This window comes from Nocardia sp. BMG51109 (genome assembly GCF_000526215.1).
In the GTDB taxonomy this organism is placed as follows: Bacteria; Actinomycetota; Actinomycetes; order Mycobacteriales; family Mycobacteriaceae; genus Nocardia.
Window position 1 is genome coordinate 2,878,648 of sequence record NZ_JAFQ01000004.1, and the last position, 18,791, is coordinate 2,897,438.

Consider the following 18,791-nt stretch of genomic DNA (forward strand, 5'->3'; position numbering starts at 1 on the left):
GTCAGTAACACACAAAGGAGTGTCCATGCGGGCAACGCCGCCGAGCCTGATGGCGGAGATCGCGGGCCGGGTCCGGGCTCTGCTGCGCGCGCATCGCGCCACCCTGCGCACCCGGGTCTACCCGACGGGCGCACTGAATCCACCGCACGCACCCTGTGCGGTCGTGCCGGTGATCGCCGCCGGCGGCACCCGATTACGGGTGCACGCCTACGGGCCGTCCGACGGCGACGTCATTGTCCTGGTGCACGGGTGGACCTGCTGCATCGAATACTGGAATCCACAGATCAACGCCTTCGCCGGCGACTACCGCGTGATCGCCTACGACCAGCGCGGCCACGGCGAGAGCGAGTCCGGCAACAGCCCGCTGAGCACCGATCTGCTCGCCGACGACCTGTCCGCCGTGCTGGCGGCGGTGCTGCGGCCCGGGCAGCGCGCGGTTCTGGTCGGGCACAGCCTGGGCGGCATGACGATCCAGGCCTGGGCCGGTCGGCATCCGGAGCAGGTCGGGAACCGCGCGGCGGCGGTGCTGCTGACCAACACCGCGCCCGGCGATCTGATCGCCGAGACCACCGTCGTGCCGCTGTGCAACCGCGGATCGGTGCGGCTGCCGTTCGCGGTCGGCCGGGTCGGGCTCGGCGGCCGGATCGTGTTCCCGCCGATCGCGCCGGTGCGCTGGGCGTTCCGCCGCCAGGTCATGAGCCTGGCAAGCACCGGTGACATCGCCGAGTTCGCGCAGGCGATCGTGCGCTCCTGTCCGGCCGCCGTGCGCGCGAGCTTCGGACTGCTGCTCGCCGACCTGGCGCTGGGCCGTGCCGCGGCGAATCTCACCGTGCCGACCACGCTGCTGGCCGGCAGGTTCGACGACCTGACTCCGGTCGTGCACGCCCGGCGGATAGCCGACATGCTGCGCTCCACGGGCAGCCTCGACCGATTCGACGTCCTGCCGACCGGGCACCTGGGCAACGTGGAGGCCTACGAGCGCTTCAACGAGGAACTCGCCCGCGTCGCCGCCGCGGCCTACCCCGCCCGCGAGGCCACCGCCTAGCCCCACCGGGTGGCCGCGCAGCCGAATCTGTTGTGGCGCACAGGTATAGGTTCTCGTCGGTGAGCGGATCGTTCGTGATTCGTTATCCGGCCAGGTGAGAGCGCGGCCGCCGGTCCGGCCGATATGTGGTGTAGGTAACAGTGGCTCATCGACGGGTTCGTGCGTGAATGCCGTTGCGTGCGCGGGGTATCCGATAGGTAACAGTGGCTCATCGACGGGTTCGTGCGTGAATGCCGTTGCGTGCGCGGGGTATCCGAGGAGTACGGGAGGCAGGCGGCGGAACTGTCCACGCACCCGGCGCTCGGGTGCGTCACAGGCACGGTCCACTGCTTGCACTAGCAAGCACTGCTGCTAGCGCGGTAGTGTGCGGGTGGACACAAAGGAGTGCTCATGCTGGTGAAGCTGCCCGAAACGGTGACCGGCCTGCGAAGCGGCGCCGATGCGCTGAGTTCCGCATATCGCGCGCGATTGCGTGCCCGCACCTACGCGACGGCCGCGCTGAACGCCGTCCCCTCGCCCGAGATCGTCCCGGTCACCACCGGCGACGGGGCCCGCCTGCGGGTGCACGCCTACGGACCCGCCGACGGCGACGTGATCGTGCTGATCCACGGCTGGTCCTGCTGCCTCGAGTACTGGAACCCGCAGATCAACGCGTTCGCCGACCAGCACCGGGTGGTCGCCTTCGACCTGCGCGGGCACGGCGCGAGCGAGGTCGGCACCCGCGAATTCTGCGCCGACCAGCTCGCCGACGATCTCCGCGACGTGCTGGACGCGGTACTGCGGCCCGGACAGCGCGCGGTTCTGGTCGGCCACAGCATGGGCGGCATCACGATTCAGGCCTGGGCCCGGCGGTATCCGGAGCAGGTCGCCGAGCGCGCCTCCGCCGCGCTGCTGGCGACCACGACGTCCGGCGCGATCGCGTCCGAGACCCAGGTGCTGCCGATCTTCAACGACCTGGTGCCCGCGCCGATCTGGCTGGGCCGGGTGCTGTTCGGCACCCCGGTACCGCTGCCGACCGGCGCCCCGGTCCGGGCGATCCTCAAGTCCCGCATCCTCAATCGCACGGCCACGGCCGAACAGGCCGACTTCGCCCTGTCGATCGTGCGGTCCTGCCGCCCGCAGGTCCGCGGCCGGTTCGCGCTGGCGCTCGCGGAGATGGAACTGGAGGACGCGGCCGCCCACCTGACGGTACCCACGAGCGTGGTCGCCGGCCGGTACGACCGCCTGCTGCCCCGGCGGATGTCGGAGCGCATCGCCGATCGGCTGTCCGAGGTCGGCAGCCTGGACCGCTACGTCGTCATGCCCACCGGCCACCTGCCGAATATCGAAGCGGCACAGGAGTTCAACGCCGAACTGCACCGCATGGTCCGCATCGGCCGGTACGGGTCGCGCGCCGCGGCGAGCTGACCTGTCGGTCGAAGATCACACTGACGCGCGCGTCAGTCGAAGATCACACTGACGCGCGCGTCAGTCGAAGATCACGGTGCGGCGGCCGTGCACCAGCACCCGCCCCTCCAGATGCCAGCGCAGCCCGCGGGCCAGGACGACGCGTTCGATGTCGCGGCCGCGGCGGACCATGTCGGGCACGGTGTCGGAGTGGTCGATGCGGATCACGTCCTGTTCGATGATCGGGCCGGCGTCCAGCTCCGGGGTCACGTAGTGGCAGGTGGCGCCGATCAGCTTCACGCCCCGGGCGAACGCCTGGTGGTACGGGCGCGCACCGACGAACGACGGCAGGAAGCTGTGGTGGATGTTGATCGCCCGGCCGGCCCAGTGCTCGCACAGCTCGGCGGGCAGCACCTGCATGAATCGCGCCAGCACCACGGCATCCGGATCGTGCGCGTCCACCAGCTCCCGGACCTGTGCGAAGGCCGGCCCCCGCTCGGCCGGATCCTGGGGGAAGGGCACGTGATGGAAGGCCACGCTGTGCGCCGCCGCCATCTCCGCCAGATCCGGATGATTGCCGATCACCGCCTCGATGGTCGCGGGCAGTTCCCCGCTGAGCGCCCGGCCGAGCAGGTCGTGCAGGCAGTGACCGTCCCGGCTCACCAGCAGCACCGCGCGTCGCCGGGCGCCGGAATCCAGTAGCTGCCAATCGGTTTCGGGCCCCAGCTCGGCCGCCACCGCGGCGAACCGGTCGCGCAGTTCGCTCAGCCCGAACGGCACCGTCGACGCCTTCACCGCCTGCCGGGTGAAAAACCAGCCCGAGTCGGTGTCCGAGTGGTAGCCGGCCTCCACGATCGATCCGCCGAAGTCGGCGATGAACGAGGTGATCCGGGCGATGATGCCCGGCCGGTCCGGACAGCCCAGCATCAGGACGTAGCGGCGGTCGTCGGCGGTCGGGCTCATGGCTCGATCCTCCCAGGTTGTGCACCTGCGGATACCGGTTCGGGCGGCCCGGAACGCCGACGAAGAGACGGCGGGCCGGTCACAGGCTGTAGAACGGCTCCGCGTACCGGAACTCGCCTGCGATCCCCGTCTCGTAGGCCGTGAGCGGCCGCACCTGGAAGTGCGAGGCCCAGGTGGGCTCGTCGGGCAGGATGCCGGCCCGCGATCCGCGGACGAATCCGAAGCGCGGGTAGTAGTCGAGGCTTCCCAGCAAGCCCACGAGCGGTTCGTCCAGGGCGTCGGCGGCGCCGAGCGCGGCATGCATGAGCGCCGAGCCGACACCGTCGCCCTGATGGCCGGGCAGCACACCGATCGGCCCGAGCGCCAGCACCGGGAACGGGCCCACCCCGGCCCTGGTCAGGCACACGTGCCCGACCACGCGGTCGTTGACCTCGGCGACCATCGACAGCGTCGGAATCCAGCCGGAATCGCTGCGCAGCCGGTGCACCAGCGCGACCTCGGCCGGATCGGCGGAGGCGCCGGGGGACTCCTCGGTCGTTGCGTCGGGGTAGTCACGGGCGAATGCGGCCCGGTGCACCGCATCGATCGCCGAGATGTCGCCGCCCCGTTCGCGACGGATCAGCACGCTGAATTCTCCTCCCCGGCGATGGGCACATCCGCACGTTCCGATTCGGCAGTGAAGCGCCGAGCCCGCGGGGGCCGACTCCTATGAGTGTGCGCGACCGGCGATCCCGGCCGCAACGATATTCGCCGCGTGGCATGTGCCAGACTCTGAGCCCATGGCCGACCCCGCCCCGCACTCAGGTTCGCGCGCGCTCACCCGCGGTGAGGTGGCCGCGATGATCGACCACACCCTGCTCGCGCCCGAGGCCACCGCGGCCACCGTCGCCACCGCCGTCGAGGAGGCGCGGCAGCTCGGCGTGTACGCGGTATGCCTGTCGCCGGCGATGCTGCCGGTCGACGCGCCCGGGTTGGTGCTCGCCACCGTCGCCGGGTTCCCGTCCGGCAAGCACCACTCCCTGGTCAAGGGCACCGAGGCGCGGCTGTCGGCCGAGCAGGGCGCCGCCGAGGTGGATATGGTCATCGATATCGGCGCGGCGCTGGCGCGCGACTACACCGCGGTGCTGTCGGACGTCATCACCGTGCGCGAGGCGCTGGGCGAGCAGGTCGTGCTGAAGGTGATCGTCGAATCGGCCGCGCTGCCCGACGAGGTGCTCGTCGAGGTGTGCCGGGTGGCCGAGCGGGCCGGCGCGGATTTCGTGAAGACCTCCACCGGATTTCATCCGGCGGGCGGCGCCGACGCGCGCGCCGTCCGGCTGATGGCCGACACGGTGGGCGGCCGGTTGGGGATCAAGGCCAGCGGCGGCATCCGGACCGCCGCCGCGGCCGCCGAACTGATCGAGGCGGGCGCCACCCGGCTCGGGCTGTCGCGGTCGCGCGACGTCCTGGCCGGATTCCCGGAGTGACGCCGGATTCCCGGAGTGACGCCGGATTCCCGGAGTGGCCCGCCGACCGGTCAGCAGGTGGCGGCTCAGCAGGTGGCGGCCTGGCCGTTCTGGGCGGGCTCCAGCTTGGTGGCGCCGCCGGTGAGCGCGACCTCGATGCCGTTGTCGGTGACCTTCACCTCGGTCGGCCGCATATCCAGAGGGTAGCTCTGCAGGCTCTCGGTCATCGTCTGCACGATGCCATCCACCAGATCGGTCGGCAGGCCGAGCCCGAACAGCTGCGCGGACTGCGTGGTCACCTCGATCTTGTCGCCGACGATCTGCGGCCGGACCTGCAGCCCGGCCAGTCCGCCGAGCACCTTGACGTCCAGGGTGCCGGCGCCGGGATTCGACTGGACGCCGGACACCAGACCGCTCAGCGTGTCGGTGATGCCCTGGTTGCTCCAGGTGGCGCGGGCGTTGCTGCTGCCGACATCGGCGCCGCCGTCGTCGTTCATCCGGATGTCGTCGAGCCGCACGTGCACCTTCATATCGGTGGCCGGCCCGAACTTCGCGTCGTCGCTGTCGACGTTCACATACTGGATCCGGTGGTCGATCGCGGTGAGTAGCAACGGTTTCGGACCCAGGCCCACCGAGACCTTGGAACCCAGCGTCTGCTCGACCTGAGTGGCGATGCAGTTCTCGGTCTTGTTGCGGTAGTAGGTCTCGACCGCGGCCACGCAGCCGACCGCGACGAGCGCGACGACGAGTCCGACGATCAGGATGATCCGCCGCACGTTCCGGGTCCCGGACGGTCCGCTCGGCGGCGGGCCGGGGGCGATCGCGGTCTCTGGAGTGTTCGAACTCATGGCACCGATTCTTCCCGAGCTTTCTGAGCCCGCTCTGTGGGACGGATGAGGGGCCGGAGGCAAGGACGTCCGTGATTGTGACATGCCGCACAGAACCCCGGCGTAACCTGGGTCACATGTCCGGTAGCGCCGCCGCCAGCCGTATCCGCGATTCGGAGCGGGGGTGGCGCGTGCTGCGGCGGCTGGCCGACCGGCATGCCGGGTATTTCACCACCCGCTTGGCCTCGCGCACGGGCTGCGAGGAGCGGGTGCGGGTGGCCCTCGCCGAGGGTTCGGTCGCCCGCGCCGGAGTCGGGCTGCTGCGGATGACGGATTGGCCGCGCGGGCCGCTGGACGAATACGCGATGTGGTCGGCGTGGTTCGAGGGCGGTGCCGCGGTCAGTCACCACAGCGCGGCCGAACTGCACGGTCTGGGGCGGCTGCGGCCGCGGTTTCTGCACCTGTCGGCCGATGGCGGGCGGGTGCCCAGCGTGCCGCGGCTGGTGGTGCTGCGTCGGCCGCTGCGGGCGAACGATGTCGAGTCGGCGGGAACGTTCCTGGTCACCACGCCGGTGCGGACGGTGCTCGATCTCGCCGAGACGGGGATAGGGCAGAGCGCACTGGACGAGGTGGTGGCCGATGCGGTCGCCATCCACCGCTGCGCGGGCGCGGACCTGCGCGCCGGCGTCGCGGCGCTGCCGCCCCGCACGGCCGCCCGAGTCCGTCACGCGCTCTCCCGGGCCTGAAAGACCGGGCCTGAAAGACACTGACGCTCACCGCCTGCCGCCCGCTCACCGTCGGCCGGACATGCGCGGTATTCGCCCGAGCGGGAATGATGTGGTGCCGCAATGAGGCATCGGGTTCGGGTTTCCCGGTGTCCGCGTTCATGGCAGGGTGGCTGATTATGGTGCGGGTCGGCTGCAGCGGCGGTTTGTACTTCCCGCCCGGACCGACCGGCCGGATCGCCGACATGGTCTCCGCGGCGGTCATCGCCGACGCCGTGCGCCGCTACGACGCCGACCTGGCGCAATCGGTGGAAACCTGCCGCGACTGGGGCCGCGCGTACCGCCGGGTCTTTCGCGGGATGACCGCCCTGGCCGCCAGCGCCCCGGACGTCTCGCTCGGGATCGCCGCGGACGGGCTGCGAGCGATGCGGGCGATGCTCCACGTGACCGCCGGGCGCTCGGTGCGCCCGCTGCACGCGGTGGAACTGCCGGCGCTCGGGTCCGCCGTGCTTCCGGTCGAGACGGCGGAGGTCGCCGGAACGGCGAAACCTGCCGAGCGCCTGGAGGTTCCGCTGGGCGGCGAGGTGCTGGCCGGCGACCGGCTGCGGCGGCAACTGCGCGAATGGCAACGCCGGGGCGTCCTCGAACCCGGTTTCGCCACCGCGGTGGACCGAGTCGTCGACCATCCGGAATGGTTGTCGCTACCCGGTTTTCGCATCGTGGTCACCGGCGCCGATGCGGCGCTCGGCCCGCTGCGACCGCTGTTGCGATGGGGCGCACACGTCTCGGCGATCGATCTGCCCGGCCATCGGCGCTGGGAGGAATTGCGGGAGCGGGCGCGCGCGGGAGCGGGACGGCTGCGTTTCCCGGTCCTGGCGGGACGCGCGGGCGCCGATCTCGTCGCACATCTCCCTTCTCTCGTGCAGTGGGTCGAGGCCGAGTTCGGGGCCGACGTCCGGCCGGTGCTGGGACGGTATGCGACGGCGTCCGGCCCGGCCGGTGTGCGCGTCGCGGCCGCGACGGACCTGCTCACGGACGCGGTGTCCCGGCTACGCCCGGAAACCGCACTGGCGCAACTGGGTTCCCCGGCCGACTGCTACGCCGTGCCGTTCGAGGTCCTGACCGATGCACGAGAACGGCTGGCGCGGTACGGATTTCGCGGGGCGGCGCACAATGCCGCCCGGCTGCTCTCCGGCTCGACATTCTTCCGCCCGAATTATCGCCACGAGCTGACCGACGAGGCGGGACAACGCTGGGGCGTGGCCGACCTGCTACCACCCACACCGGGTCCGAACTACGCACTGGCCCAGCGACTACCGCGCTGGCGAGCACAGTTGTCACAAGCCCAGGGACGGACCGTATCCCACGCCGTGGCGCCGCTCGTCGCGAGCCGAACCGCCCGCGACGCCCGCTCGACAGTCGTCCGCCACGGCTGCGCCCGCTACGGCATCGAGTTCCTCGAGCCCGGAACCGCCCGCACACTGCTGGCGGCCAAACTCGTTGCCGACCTGCTCGAACCCCCGGCTCCCCCACCCAACCCGGAGTCCCTGTTCACCACAGGAGCCTTCCACAGCGGCCTATGGCGCCTCCCCTACGAGCCGCGCTCGGTGCCTCCGGTAGCAGCGGCCATCGGCCGCATACGCGACCTGCGATCCGGCTGACTCCCGCCTCACCGGTTCCGAATGTCCGCGCGCCAGGTGAGGCCCGGCAGGTCGGCAGGCTGAAGGTCGGGCTATGAGCCACGTTCGGTGCCCCCGGTGGGCAGCGGCCATCGGCCGCATGCGGGCCGTGTCGCTCGCGTGCATGGCGGAACTCATCGGTCGGCGGTCGGCCTGTAGTTTCGGGCGGCTCGCGGGCGGTGCGGGCTCACCGGTCGTTCGGGGCTACCGTCTCCCAAGGCACCGACAGCACGCAGTCGCGCATTCGGCGGCGGTAGCGGCGGACCGGAAAACCGTTGTCGCGCAATATTTTCGCGGCCTCGCGCCAGCGTACGCGCGGGCCGTAGGGTGCCAGCGGGGCGGCGTGCGCCCAGGCGCGGTCGGCGGCGGTGAGCAGGGTGTGTATCGGTTCGCCCGGGACGTTGCGGTGGATCAGGACCTTCGGCAGGCGTTCGGCGACGTCGGACGGGCGCTCGACGGTGAACGGATCCCACGCCAGCGTCAGCGACACGGGACCCGACTGCTCCAGCAGCACCCAGGCGCAGCGGCGCCCCAGCTCGTCACAGGTGCCGTCGACCAGCAGCCCGCCCGGCGCCAGCGCGCGCAGCACCGTCGACCACGCCGCGGGCACCTCGGACTCCGGATACTGCCGCAGCACGTTGAACGCGCGCACCAGCACGGGCCGCAATCCGGCCAGCTCGAATCCGCCGCGCGCGAACAGCACGCCGTCGCTGCCCGGCACCACCCGCTCCGGATCGATCTCCAGGCCGACCACCCGCACGTCGGCGCGCACCCGCCGCAGTCGCGCCGCCAACTCCAGGGTGGTCACCGGGCTCGCCCCGTAACCGAGATCGACGACCAGCGCATCCGCGGCCGCCGACAGCCGCGAGAGGACCAGTTCGTCGTGCGTCAGCCAGCGATCGCTGCGCCGCAGCCGGTTGATTCCGGTGGTGCCGCGGGTGATCGTGCCGATCGGCCTGCGGGGTGTCAGCTGGTCGGGTGCTGTTCTTCCAGCCACTGCGCCGTGAATTCGGCCTCGGCCCGCAGCAGATCCACGAGGTTGATCAGCATCATCTGCTCGAACTTCGGGCCCAGCATCGGGATGAACACCTTCGCCGTCGACGACGTGCGCAGCGTGCAGCCGGTCTCGGTGGGGAACAGGTGCATGCTGCCGCCCAGGCTGCCGGGGCCGGCCGGAATCGCCGCCGTGTACTCGCCGGTGACCTCCGGGCCGAACGGGCCGTAGGTCTCGGTGCGGGTGATCACCATGTCCTTGCGCATCACCGTCTGGGCGATCTCGGGCAGCATGTCACGGGGCAGAATGTGCTGAATCTCGACCTCGATACCGCTGTCCCCCGCGGACAGCGCGATCACCTCGTTGGGAGAGTACTTGCGCATCTCCTCCATCCGCGCATCCCAGTAGTCGCGGTCGGACAGCGCCGCGTACAACTCTTTCGTGGTATGCAGCGGGTAGCGGGCGGAGTAGTCCAGTCGGCGAGCCATGGGGAGCTAGGCTACCGGGGCCCGTCGGCCGTGCGGCAGTCGTGGCGCATTTGTGCGCGCGTCGGCCCGGTGGTCGTCGACGGGGGGTCGGTCAGCGGTTCGCGATCCACTCGTTGGTGAAGTCGGTCTCGGCGGCGAGCAACTCCAGCAGCTTCTCGGCGACGACGCCCTCGATCTTCTTGCCGAACAACGGGATACTCACCTCGACCGAACCCTGGATGTCGGCCCGAGCGGTCTCACCCTGGTCGGTGAGGGTGACGGTGCCGCGCACCTGGGCCGGCGCATCCTGCACCTGTGCGGTGAAGGTGCCCGCGAAGCCGGAGTAGCTCTCGGTGCGCGGGATGATCAGATCGCCGGGCCGCGCCGAGGTGATCGCGCTGGGCAGTTCCGCGGCCGGGATGGACTGCACCATCTCGACGTGCACCTGTTCCTCGTCGACGGAGGCGCTGAACGAGTCCAGTCGCGCGTTCGGGCCGCCGACCTCCTCGATCCGGTCCTTCCAATACTGCTCGTCGGCGAACGCGGCACGGATCGCGTCGGCCGGATGCGTGTACTGAGCCGTGTACGCCAAGGGTGTCGCCATGGTGCAACACGCTACCGTCTGTCGCTGTGCATACGTCTCGAGTGGTGCCGATCCACAAAATGCGGGAGCTGCTGGCCGGGACCGGTGCGCGGGTGCGCAATTCGGTTCCGCTGGCGGAGCTGACCACCCTGCGGGTCGGCGGCCCGGCGCTGGTGGCCGACTGTGCGGACACCGAGGCACTGGTCGCGACGGTGCGCACCCTCGATGCCGAGGGCGTTCCGGTGCTGCTGGTTGCGGGCGGGTCGAATCTGCTGATCTCCGATGCCGGATTCGGCGGTGTGGTCGTGCGGATCGCGACCGAGGGAGTCGAGATCGGCGCCGACGGCGGCGCGCACCGGGTGGTCGCCGAGGCCGGGGCGAATTGGGACGCCGTGGTCGCGGCCACGGTCGCGGCCGGATGCGGCGGCCTGGAGTGCCTGTCGGGCATTCCGGGCTCCGCGGGCGCCACGCCGGTGCAGAACGTCGGCGCCTACGGCGTGGAGGTCGAACACCTGCTGCGCCGGGTGCGGTTGCTGGATCGGGCGAGCGGTGAGATCCGCTGGGCCGCACCGGACGAACTCGGCTTCGGCTACCGCACCTCGGTGCTCAAACACAGCGATCGGGCCGTGGTTCTGGACGTGGAGTTCGCCCTCGACGCCGGCGGCGCGAGCGCACCGTTGCGCTATCGCGAACTGGCCGAGGCCCTCGACGCGGAGGAGGGCGGGACGCGGCCTGCCGCGCAGGTGCGCGAGGCCGTGCTGCGGTTGCGCGCGCGCAAGGGCATGGTGCTCGATCCCGCCGACCACGACACCTGGAGCGCGGGCTCGTTCTTCACCAATCCGGTTGTGCCGCACGAGCGTGTGGACCGGGTGCGCGCGGCGATCGCCGACCGTGTGGGCGATGTCACAGTCCCCACGTATCCGGCGGTCGGCGGGGTGAAGTTCTCGGCGGGCTGGCTGATCGAGCGAGCCGGCTTCGGGAAGGGTTTCCCCGGTGCCGGGGCGCCGGCGCGGCTGTCCACGAAACACACGCTGGCGCTGACCAATCAGGGCGGCGCGACCGCCGCGGACCTGGTCGAGCTGGCCCGCACGGTCCGCGACGGCGTGGCCGAGCGATTCGGAATCCGGTTGGAACCGGAGCCGGTGACGGTGGGTGTCACCCTCTAGCGGTGGCGTGTGCCACGGTCGGCCCGGTCGATCGTGGCGGTAAATTCGAGGAAGTGAGCATTCGAGGAGGTACCAGCCGCCGCGCCGTGCTGATCGGGATGGCCCAGCTGGCGGGAGCCGCGCTGGTGGCCGGATGTTCGAACGGCGGCGAATCGACGCCGGAGGACAACGGACCGGTCGCCAAGGTGACTTTCGATCCCGGCAACGGCAGCACCGACGTCAATCCGACCGCACCGATCTCGGTGACGGTGGCCGCCGGTCGCATCGACCAGGTGGCCCTGACCAATGCGAGCGGTAAGCAGGTCGCCGGTGCGCTGTCCCCGGACGGCACCGGGTTCAAGATCACCGAGCCGCTCGGCTACGACGCCGCTTACACCTGGTCGGGCACCGCGACCGGCACCGACGGCAAACCGGTCCCGATCGAGGGCAAGTTCAGCACGCTGGCGCCCCAGCAGACCGTATCCGCCACGCTGAACATCGGCGACGGTCAGGAGGTCGGCATCGCGGCGCCGCTCATCCTGCAGTTCAAGAGCCACGTAGTGGACAAGGCCGCCGTGGAGAAGGCGCTCACCGTCACGACCACGCCGGAGACCGAGGGCGGCTGGGCCTGGCTGCCGGACGAGGGCGGCGGCTCCCGCGCGCACTGGCGCCCGCGCGAGTACTGGGCGCCGGGCACCGACGTGAAGTTCTCGGGCAAGCTCTACGGCGTCGAACTCGGCGGGGGAGCCTACGGCTACGGCGATCTGACCTCCGAATTCAAGATCGGCCGCAGCCAGATCGTGCAGGGCTACGCGCCCAGCCACCGGGTGCAGGTGGTCCGCGACGGCCAGACGGTCTTCGACTTCCCGTGCAGCTACGGCGAGGGCAACGAGGCGCGCAACGTGACCCGCTCGGGCACCCACGTGGTGACCGAGAAGTACGAGGATTTCATGATGTCGAATCCGCCGTTCTACGAGAACGTGCGTGAACGGTGGGCGGTCCGCATCTCCAACAACGGCGAGTTCATCCACGCAAACCCGGAATCGTCCGGGGCGCAGGGCAATACGAACGTCACCAACGGCTGCATAAACCTGAGCACGGGCGACGCGCAGGCCTTCTTCCCGACGGCGATGTACGGCGATCCGGTCGAGGTCACCGGCACCTCCATCGCCCTGTCGGCCGCCGACGGCGACATCTACGACTGGACCATCGACTGGGAAACCTGGAAAACCATGTCGGCCTTGCACGGTGAGCCCAAGTCGGTCGTCTCCGCCACCCCGGTGCCGCCGGGCCCGGTCGGCGGTACCCGCTGACGGCCGCGCCGCGCTCCAGGATCGTCGTCCGGTAGCGCGGGCCGGGGCCAACGTCGCTGTGCGGCCGGTGAATTCGGAATCGGCCGTGGCGCGCGAGGCGGTTGGGCTCGGTTCGGTTGCGAGGTCGGGCGGCGGTGGTGTCCGGGTCGAATGTCGTTGTGTGGTCGGCCGAATCGGAAATCAGCTGCGGCGTGCGAAGCGGCCGGGACCGGCCTGATCGCGGGGCTTGACGACGATGGTGTCCAGGTTGACGTGCGCCGGCCGACCGGCCACGAAGGCGATGACCTCGGCGACGTCCTGGGCGACCAGCGGATCGATACCCTCGTAGACCTTCGCGGCCCGCTCGGCGTCGCCGTCGAACCGGACCAGCGAGAACTCGGTTTCCACTGCGCCCGGGGCGATTTCGGTCAGCCGCACCGGCCGGCCCAGCAGCTCGCCGCGCAGCGTGCGGTGCAGGACGCCCTGAGCGTGCTTGGCGGAGGTGTAGCCGGAACCGTTGTCGTAGGTGTCCATCGCGGCGATCGACGTGACGGTGACGATCAATCCGTCGCCGGAGTCGATCAGCTTCGGCAGCAGCGCCTTGGTGACCCGCAGCGTACCGAGCACATTCGTCTCCCACATCCAGCGCCAGTCGTCCAGATCGGCCTCGGCCACCGGCGCCAGCCCCTTGGCGCCGCCGGCATTGTTGACCAGCACGTCGACCCGCTCGACCGCCTCGGTGAACGCCCGCACCGACGCCTCGTCGGTCACATCCAGCGGCAGTGCGGTGCCGCCGATCTCGTCGGCCAGCCGCTTCAGCCGATCCACCCGCCGGGCCCCGACGTACACGTGAAAGCCCTGGCGGGCGAGTTCCCGTGCGGTCGCTTCGCCGATTCCCGAACTGGCTCCAGTGACGACAGCGGTGCGAATGCTCATGCCCTGAGCATATGTGCCGGCAATTCACTCGGCAGTGTGCGGTTACGTGCTCGGCGATGTCATGCGCCGGGCAGAACGGGTCCAGCGCGTCGGCCCGGCATCCACCTGAATTGCCCCGCGCCGCCGAGCTGGTACTGCCCCGGCGCCCGTCGTCACCGGCGTGCACTGCGACCTCCCGCCCTCCCGGAGGGGAATCCACAGGTGGCCGGTCATGAGCATGCCGGGCCGACGAGGACCGGCGTCGCATGCCCGGTGACCGGGTCCGCTGCGGTGGCTAGCCTGACCGCATGGCAATTCGGGACGTAGTCGGCGCGGACGGGACCAGCATCGTGTACCGGGTGACAGGCCCGGCCGACGGGAAGCCGCTCATGCTGCTGCACGGCTGGGCCGGAAATCTGCGCTGCTGGGGGACCGCCGCCGGATTGCTGGCCGAACGCTTCCGGGTGATCGCCGTCGACCTGCGCGGGCACGGCTACTCGGAGGCGCCGGAGACCGGTTACGACGATCCGAAGATCTGGGCCGCCGACATCGCCGCGGTGCTGGCGGCGGAGCGGATCGAGACCGGCGCGGTGCTGCTCGGCTGGTCCTACGGCGGCATCGTGCTCAGCGACTATCTGACGGCGTACGGCACCGGCGCGGTGGCGGGCATCGTCTACTGCGGTTCACAGGCGGGAATCGGGCGGGGCGTGCCCGGTGCCGAGCCCGGCCCGGCGATGCGGCAGGCCATCCCCGACGTGTTCGAGGAGAGCCCGGGCCGGGCCATGCGCGGCTTCGCGGCATTCGGCAATGCCAATACCGGCAGCCGGCGCGACCGGGGCGAGGATGCCCAGCGCCTGTTCGGCGGCAGCCTGTCCACCCCGCCGCGGGTGCGCAAGGCGCTGTTCTACCGCACCGTCGACAACACCGAAACGCTACGCACCCTGGACGTTCCGGTGCTGATCCTGCACGGCACCGCCGATCCGGTGGTCCCCGTCGACAACGGCCGCTACATCGCCGAGACCGTCCCCGACGCCCGCACCTCGTACTGGGACGACGCCCAGCACGGTCTGTTCGTCGAGGATCCGGCCCGCTTCGCCGCGGAGATCACCGCATTCGTCACCGGACTGGATTGAACCGCAATGCCCCGTTCGGCGTTCGCCGGATGTGATCGATGACATGCTCCGGCGCTCCGGTGGGCGCGCGGCGGTCCGGCGAAGGGCCGCCGCGGCGGCGAATTACCTTGTGACTACGGTCACTTGGCGACGGAGGTCGCGACGGTCCGCGCCGCCCGGCGTGCACACTGGAGCGGTGAGTCAACGCACGGACCTACGGCCGGATCGAATAGCCGTGTTGTCGGTGCACACGTCGCCACTGGCGCAGCCGGGCACCGGCGACGCGGGCGGCATGAACGTCTACGTGCTGCAAACCGCGATCCAGCTGGCCCGGCGCGGGGTCGAGGTGGAGATCTTCACCCGCGCCACCTCCTCCGACGACGAGCCGGTCGTCGAGGCCGCGCCCGGTGTGCTGGTGCGCAACGTGGTGGCGGGCCCGTTCGAGGGCCTCGACAAGCACGACCTGCCCACCCAGCTGTGCCCGTTCGCCGCCGAGGTGCTGCGGCAGGAGGCACGGCACCAACCCGGCTACTACGACCTGATCCACTCGCACTACTGGCTGTCCGGCCAGGTCGGCTGGCTGGCCCGGGATCGCTGGCGGGTGCCGCTGGTGCACACCGCGCACACGCTGGCCGCGGTCAAGAACGCCCATCTCGCCGAGGGCGACAGCCCGGAGCCGCCCGGCCGGGAGATCGGCGAGAAGCAGATCGTCTCGGAGGGCGACCGGCTGGTCGCCAATACCCGCGAGGAGGCGCGGCAGCTGGTCGAGCTGTACGGCGCCGAGCCCGAGCGGATCGATGTGGTGCTCCCGGGCGCCGACCTGAGCAGGTATCGCCCCGGTGATCGCGCGGCGGCCCGTGCGGAACTCGGCCTGGACCCCGACGAGCAGATCGTCGCGTTCGTCGGCCGCATCCAGCCGCTGAAGGCCCCCGACGTCCTGGTGCGCGCGGCCGCGCGGGTCCTGCGCGATCAGCCGCACCGCCCGCTGCGCGTGCTGATCGTCGGCGGCCCGTCCGGCACCGGCCTGGACCGCCCCGACGCGCTGATCGACCTGGCCGCGGAACTCGGGATCGCCGACCGCGTGACGTTCCTGCCGCCGCAGCCCCCCGACCAGCTGGTCCGGGTGTACCGGGCGGCCGATCTGGTCGCGGTGCCCAGCTACAACGAATCGTTCGGCCTGGTCGCCATCGAGGCGCAGGCCACCGGCACGCCGGTGCTGGCCGCGCACGTGGGCGGCCTGGGCACGGCGGTGCGCGACGGGGTGTCGGGGCTGCTCGTGCCCGGGCATCGCATCGACGACTGGGCCGCCGCGCTCGGCTCGCTGTTCGACGATCCGGCCCGCCTGCGCCGCATGGGCGCCGTCGCGGTCGGGCACGCCGCCGAATTCTCCTGGGAGCACACCGCCGAGGGCCTGCTGGACAGCTATGCGCAGACATTGGCGGGGTACCGGGGCATGCGTTCGCGCCCGGTGGGTACGTTGCAGGCAGAGAGCAGCCAGGCCAGATCGCGGGCGCTGTGGCGGCGCCGGACAGGAGTGGTTCGCCGGTGACCGAGCACGACCCGATCCGAGAGACCGCGGAGCTGATCGAGGACACCCTGCGCGAACGCGAGGTGGACTACACCCGCGAGGGCGAGGACACCTTCATCGTCGTGCTCCCCGGTGAGCGCAAGCTGAAGACCACCGTGATGCTGACGATCGGCAAGCACGGCATGCGGGTGGAATGTTTCGTCTGCCGCAAGCCCGACGAGAACTTCGAGGGCGTCTACAAGTTCCTGCTGCGCCGCAACCGCCGGCTCTACGGCGTCGCCTACACCCTCGACCGCGTCGGCGACATCTACATGGTCGGCCGCTTCGCCACCCACACCGTGACCGCCGACGAACTCGACCGCATCTTCGGCCAGATCCTCGAGGCCGTCGACGCCGACTTCAACGTCCTGCTCGAGCTCGGCTTCGCCGAATCCATTCGCCGCGAATGGAAGTGGCGCGTCTCGCGCGGCGAATCCCTGAAGAACCTCCGCGCCTTCGAACACCTGGTGGACACCGAGGACTCCTGACCGTCATGCCCGGAGCGCGGGAACGGGCCGGTGCGCGGGCGGGAGCAGTGGCCCGGCGCCAGGGCGACGGGTCAGAATGCGGGTGGTCCGGCACGGCCGCGCCGGGTGGGTAGAAGGTGGCTTCGCGATGACTGTTCTGGCACTCGATATCGGAGCGACCAAGCTGGCGGCCGGTGTGGTGCGCGCCGGTCGGCTGGTGCGGGACGTGCGGCGGGCCGCCGTGCCGGCGGCGGCCGTCTGGGAGACGTGCCGGGATCTGCTGGCGGCGGTGGCGGGGGACACCCGGGTGACGGCGGTCGGCATCGGGTCGGCCGGGCCGGTCGACGTGCGGTCGGGAACCATTGCGCCGCTGAATATTCCGGAATGGCGGTCGGGATTTCCCCTGGTGCCCGCGGTGCAGGAGGCGTTTCCCGCCGCCGTGGTCCGGCTGGCCGTCGACGGTGCCTGCCTGGCGCTGGCCGAACATCACGTCGGCGGTCTGCGCGGGGTGCGCAACGGCCTGGCGATGACGGTCTCGTCGGGAATCGGCGGCGGAATCATCGCGGACGGCCGAGTCGCGGTGGGCCGCACCGGAAACGCCGGACACGTCGGTCACATCGTGGTGCCGGGTTCCGAGGCGCCGTGCGGGTGCGGTGGTGCCGGCTGCGTGGAGGCGGTGGCGAGCGGCATGTCCTCGGTGCGCTGGGCCCGGGAACAGGGGTGGACCGGCGATACCGGCGCGGAACTGGCACAGGCCGCCCACGCCGGCGATCCGATCGCCCTGGCGGCCCTGGACCGCTCCGGAACCGCACTGGGACAAGCGATCTCGTCGGCCGCCGCACTGCTCGACATCGACCGCGTCGTGGTCGGCGGCGGTTTCGCCGAATCCGGTGCACCCCTGTGGGATCCGATGCGCGCGGCCATAGCTGCCCACGCCCGCCTCGACTTCATCCGCCACCTCCAGGTCGTCCCTTCGCGAATCAGCAACGGCGCCACCCTGACCGGCGCGGGCGTCCTCGCGGCGGGCCACGCTACGGCCGACGAGTACGACTGAGTGCGTGGAGCGGTGGTATCAAGCCGCCCGGACACAGGCGACCAGGGACGAAAAACTCCTCTGTGGTGGCGAACACGGGCACGGCCGCGGACCACGGCTCCGGACAGCGGTGGTCCCGAGGCATGCGACCGACCTGTTCCCCGGCCCGACTGGCCTCCCCGGACGCCCGGCGGGGCGCGTTAGCATAGCGCGCATGACGTACACCCTCGTGTTGCTGCGCCACGGCGAGAGCGAATGGAATGCCCTGAACCTGTTCACCGGCTGGGTGGACGTTCATCTGACCGACAAGGGCGCGGCCGAGGGCAAGCGCGCCGGTGAGCTGCTGGCCGAGAACGGGATCCTGCCCGACATCGTCTACACCTCGCTGCTGCGCCGCGCGATCAGCACCGCGAACATCGCCCTGGACGCCGCCGACCGGCACTGGATCCCGGTGGTGCGCGACTGGCGGCTGAACGAGCGCCACTACGGCGCCCTCCAGGGCAAGAACAAGGCCCAGATCCGCGACCAGTACGGCGAGGATCAGTTCATGCTGTGGCGCCGCAGCTACGACACCCCGCCGCCGCCGATCGAGCCGGGCGGCGAGTACAGCCAGGACGGCGATCCCCGCTACACCGGTACCGAGGTCCCGCAGACCGAGTGCCTGCAGGACGTCGTCGCCCGCATGGTCCCGTACTGGGAGTCGACCATCTCCCAGGAGCTGGTGGCGGGTAAGACGGTTCTGGTTGCCGCGCACGGCAATTCGCTGCGCGCCCTGGTGAAGCACCTGGACGGTATCTCCGATGCCGACATCGCCGGCCTGAACATCCCCACCGGCATCCCGCTGCGCTACGAGCTGGACGAGAACCTGCGCCCGACCGGCCCGAGCCAATACCTGGACCCGGAGGCCGCCGCGGCCGGCGCCGCCGCGGTCGCGAACCAGGGCGGCAGGTAACACCCCGCCGATCCCTCCTCCGAAGCGCGCTGCGGTCCTGTGCCGCAGCGCGTTTCCTTTTGTGCCCGACACGGAGCGTCCGCTGTCGTTGCCGAGGTTGTGCGGATAAGGTTCGGACGGATCGGTTTGTGAACTACCTCTCTTTCGTGACGGCACGGCTATCGTCTTGTCGCTGAGCCGCTTCGGTCGGGCGT

Annotated in this window: 19 protein-coding genes; 12 read left to right on the plus strand and 7 right to left on the minus strand. The window is 70.9% G+C overall.

The features are described from left to right. Positions 1-25: 25 nt before the first annotated feature. Together D892_RS0114525 and D892_RS0114530 are read left to right on the plus strand one after the other, a co-directional pair. Complete coding sequence (locus D892_RS0114525; protein ID WP_024801930.1) at positions 26-1,045, plus strand: alpha/beta fold hydrolase; 1,020 nt, start codon at positions 26-28, stop codon at positions 1,043-1,045. A gap of 390 nt (positions 1,046-1,435) precedes the next feature. Further along, positions 1,436-2,452 (plus strand): alpha/beta fold hydrolase, encoded by a 1,017-nt coding sequence (locus D892_RS0114530; protein ID WP_024801931.1) that lies wholly within the window; start codon positions 1,436-1,438, stop codon positions 2,450-2,452. Positions 2,453-2,512: 60 nt separating this feature from the next. Here D892_RS0114530 and purU read toward each other — a convergent pair whose 3' ends face one another. Together purU and D892_RS0114540 are read right to left on the minus strand one after the other, a co-directional pair. Then, positions 2,513-3,394, minus strand: a complete 882-nt coding sequence (gene purU, locus D892_RS0114535; RefSeq protein WP_024801932.1) for a formyltetrahydrofolate deformylase — start codon at positions 3,392-3,394, stop codon at positions 2,513-2,515. A 79-nt stretch (positions 3,395-3,473) separates the two neighbouring features. Further along, on the minus strand, positions 3,474-4,019 hold the full coding sequence (locus D892_RS0114540) for a GNAT family N-acetyltransferase (protein WP_024801933.1): 546 nt from the start codon (positions 4,017-4,019) through the stop codon (positions 3,474-3,476). A gap of 154 nt (positions 4,020-4,173) precedes the next feature. Here D892_RS0114540 and deoC point away from each other — a divergent pair, with 154 nt between their 5' ends. Beyond that, the gene (gene deoC, locus D892_RS0114545; RefSeq protein WP_024801934.1) at positions 4,174-4,860 is read left to right on the plus strand and encodes a deoxyribose-phosphate aldolase; all 687 of its coding nucleotides are present in this window, start codon (positions 4,174-4,176) and stop codon (positions 4,858-4,860) included. A gap of 65 nt (positions 4,861-4,925) precedes the next feature. On the opposite strand, the gene D892_RS0114550 is transcribed toward deoC, so the two are convergent. After that, complete coding sequence (locus D892_RS0114550; protein WP_024801935.1) at positions 4,926-5,687, minus strand: DUF2993 domain-containing protein; 762 nt, start codon at positions 5,685-5,687, stop codon at positions 4,926-4,928. A gap of 116 nt (positions 5,688-5,803) precedes the next feature. On the opposite strand from D892_RS0114550, the gene D892_RS0114555 reads away from it, so the two are divergent. Next, entirely contained in the window at positions 5,804-6,412 is a 609-nt protein-coding gene (locus D892_RS0114555; RefSeq protein ID WP_024801936.1) for a hypothetical protein, read from the plus strand. A gap of 158 nt (positions 6,413-6,570) precedes the next feature. Next, the gene (locus D892_RS0114560) at positions 6,571-8,052 is read left to right on the plus strand and encodes a hypothetical protein (RefSeq protein WP_036568862.1); all 1,482 of its coding nucleotides are present in this window, start codon (positions 6,571-6,573) and stop codon (positions 8,050-8,052) included. A gap of 205 nt (positions 8,053-8,257) precedes the next feature. On the opposite strand, the gene D892_RS0114565 is transcribed toward D892_RS0114560, so the two are convergent. The 3 genes from D892_RS0114565 to D892_RS0114575 form a co-directional block, all read right to left on the minus strand. Beyond that, on the minus strand, positions 8,258-9,067 hold the full coding sequence (locus D892_RS0114565; RefSeq protein ID WP_024801938.1) for a hypothetical protein: 810 nt from the start codon (positions 9,065-9,067) through the stop codon (positions 8,258-8,260). Continuing rightward, positions 9,037-9,552, minus strand: a complete 516-nt coding sequence (locus D892_RS0114570; protein ID WP_024801939.1) for a DUF2505 domain-containing protein — start codon at positions 9,550-9,552, stop codon at positions 9,037-9,039. The genes D892_RS0114565 and D892_RS0114570 overlap by 31 nt, the downstream gene beginning before the upstream one ends. A gap of 91 nt (positions 9,553-9,643) precedes the next feature. Next, positions 9,644-10,135, minus strand: coding sequence for a DUF2505 domain-containing protein (locus D892_RS0114575; protein WP_024801940.1), 492 nt, complete (start codon positions 10,133-10,135; stop codon positions 9,644-9,646). Between the two features lie 59 nt (positions 10,136-10,194). On the opposite strand from D892_RS0114575, the gene D892_RS0114580 reads away from it, so the two are divergent. Continuing rightward, a complete protein-coding gene (locus D892_RS0114580; RefSeq protein ID WP_051499674.1) occupies positions 10,195-11,280 on the plus strand; it encodes a UDP-N-acetylmuramate dehydrogenase in 1,086 nt (361 codons plus the stop codon). Between the two features lie 98 nt (positions 11,281-11,378). After that, positions 11,379-12,572 (plus strand): Ig-like domain-containing protein, encoded by a 1,194-nt coding sequence (locus tag D892_RS0114585; RefSeq protein WP_051499676.1) that lies wholly within the window; start codon positions 11,379-11,381, stop codon positions 12,570-12,572. A 180-nt stretch (positions 12,573-12,752) separates the two neighbouring features. Here D892_RS0114585 and D892_RS0114590 read toward each other — a convergent pair whose 3' ends face one another. Next, a complete protein-coding gene (locus D892_RS0114590; protein WP_024801943.1) occupies positions 12,753-13,487 on the minus strand; it encodes an SDR family NAD(P)-dependent oxidoreductase in 735 nt (244 codons plus the stop codon). A 287-nt stretch (positions 13,488-13,774) separates the two neighbouring features. Here D892_RS0114590 and D892_RS0114595 point away from each other — a divergent pair, with 287 nt between their 5' ends. The 5 genes from D892_RS0114595 to D892_RS0114615 all read left to right on the plus strand — a co-directional run bounded on the left by D892_RS0114595 (position 13,775) and on the right by D892_RS0114615 (position 18,597). Beyond that, on the plus strand, positions 13,775-14,599 hold the full coding sequence (locus tag D892_RS0114595) for an alpha/beta fold hydrolase (RefSeq protein WP_024801944.1): 825 nt from the start codon (positions 13,775-13,777) through the stop codon (positions 14,597-14,599). 175 nt (positions 14,600-14,774) lie between these two features. Next, positions 14,775-16,127 carry a D-inositol-3-phosphate glycosyltransferase gene (gene mshA / locus D892_RS0114600; RefSeq protein ID WP_024801945.1) on the plus strand — a complete coding sequence of 451 codons (1,353 nt, stop codon included), beginning with the start codon at positions 14,775-14,777 and terminating at the stop codon, positions 16,125-16,127. 14 nt (positions 16,128-16,141) lie between these two features. Further along, positions 16,142-16,633, plus strand: a complete 492-nt coding sequence (locus tag D892_RS0114605) for a YbjN domain-containing protein (protein ID WP_024801946.1) — start codon at positions 16,142-16,144, stop codon at positions 16,631-16,633. Positions 16,634-16,760: 127 nt separating this feature from the next. Beyond that, on the plus strand, positions 16,761-17,666 hold the full coding sequence (locus D892_RS0114610) for an ROK family protein (RefSeq protein WP_024801947.1): 906 nt from the start codon (positions 16,761-16,763) through the stop codon (positions 17,664-17,666). Between the two features lie 193 nt (positions 17,667-17,859). Next, on the plus strand, positions 17,860-18,597 hold the full coding sequence (locus D892_RS0114615; protein ID WP_024801948.1) for a phosphoglyceromutase: 738 nt from the start codon (positions 17,860-17,862) through the stop codon (positions 18,595-18,597). Positions 18,598-18,791 lie beyond the last annotated feature (194 nt).

Bases quoted from the DNA above. Each gene is read 5' to 3' on its own strand.
- D892_RS0114525 (WP_024801930.1), top strand. From the start codon at position 26: ATGCGGGCAACGCCGCCGAGCCTGATGGCGGAGATCGCGGGCCGGGTC.
- D892_RS0114530 (WP_024801931.1), top strand. From the start codon at position 1,436: ATGCTGGTGAAGCTGCCCGAAACGGTGACCGGCCTGCGAAGCGGCGCC.
- purU (WP_024801932.1), bottom strand. From the start codon at position 3,394: ATGAGCCCGACCGCCGACGACCGCCGCTACGTCCTGATGCTGGGCTGT.
- deoC (WP_024801934.1), top strand. From the start codon at position 4,174: ATGGCCGACCCCGCCCCGCACTCAGGTTCGCGCGCGCTCACCCGCGGT.
- D892_RS0114550 (WP_024801935.1), bottom strand. From the start codon at position 5,687: ATGAGTTCGAACACTCCAGAGACCGCGATCGCCCCCGGCCCGCCGCCG.
- D892_RS0114555 (WP_024801936.1), top strand. From the start codon at position 5,804: ATGTCCGGTAGCGCCGCCGCCAGCCGTATCCGCGATTCGGAGCGGGGG.
- D892_RS0114560 (WP_036568862.1), top strand. From the start codon at position 6,571: ATGGTGCGGGTCGGCTGCAGCGGCGGTTTGTACTTCCCGCCCGGACCG.
- D892_RS0114570 (WP_024801939.1), bottom strand. From the start codon at position 9,552: ATGGCTCGCCGACTGGACTACTCCGCCCGCTACCCGCTGCATACCACG.
- D892_RS0114575 (WP_024801940.1), bottom strand. From the start codon at position 10,135: ATGGCGACACCCTTGGCGTACACGGCTCAGTACACGCATCCGGCCGAC.
- D892_RS0114580 (WP_051499674.1), top strand. From the start codon at position 10,195: ATGCGGGAGCTGCTGGCCGGGACCGGTGCGCGGGTGCGCAATTCGGTT.
- D892_RS0114585 (WP_051499676.1), top strand. From the start codon at position 11,379: ATGGCCCAGCTGGCGGGAGCCGCGCTGGTGGCCGGATGTTCGAACGGC.
- D892_RS0114590 (WP_024801943.1), bottom strand. From the start codon at position 13,487: ATGAGCATTCGCACCGCTGTCGTCACTGGAGCCAGTTCGGGAATCGGC.
- D892_RS0114595 (WP_024801944.1), top strand. From the start codon at position 13,775: ATGGCAATTCGGGACGTAGTCGGCGCGGACGGGACCAGCATCGTGTAC.
- D892_RS0114610 (WP_024801947.1), top strand. From the start codon at position 16,761: ATGACTGTTCTGGCACTCGATATCGGAGCGACCAAGCTGGCGGCCGGT.
- D892_RS0114615 (WP_024801948.1), top strand. From the start codon at position 17,860: ATGACGTACACCCTCGTGTTGCTGCGCCACGGCGAGAGCGAATGGAAT.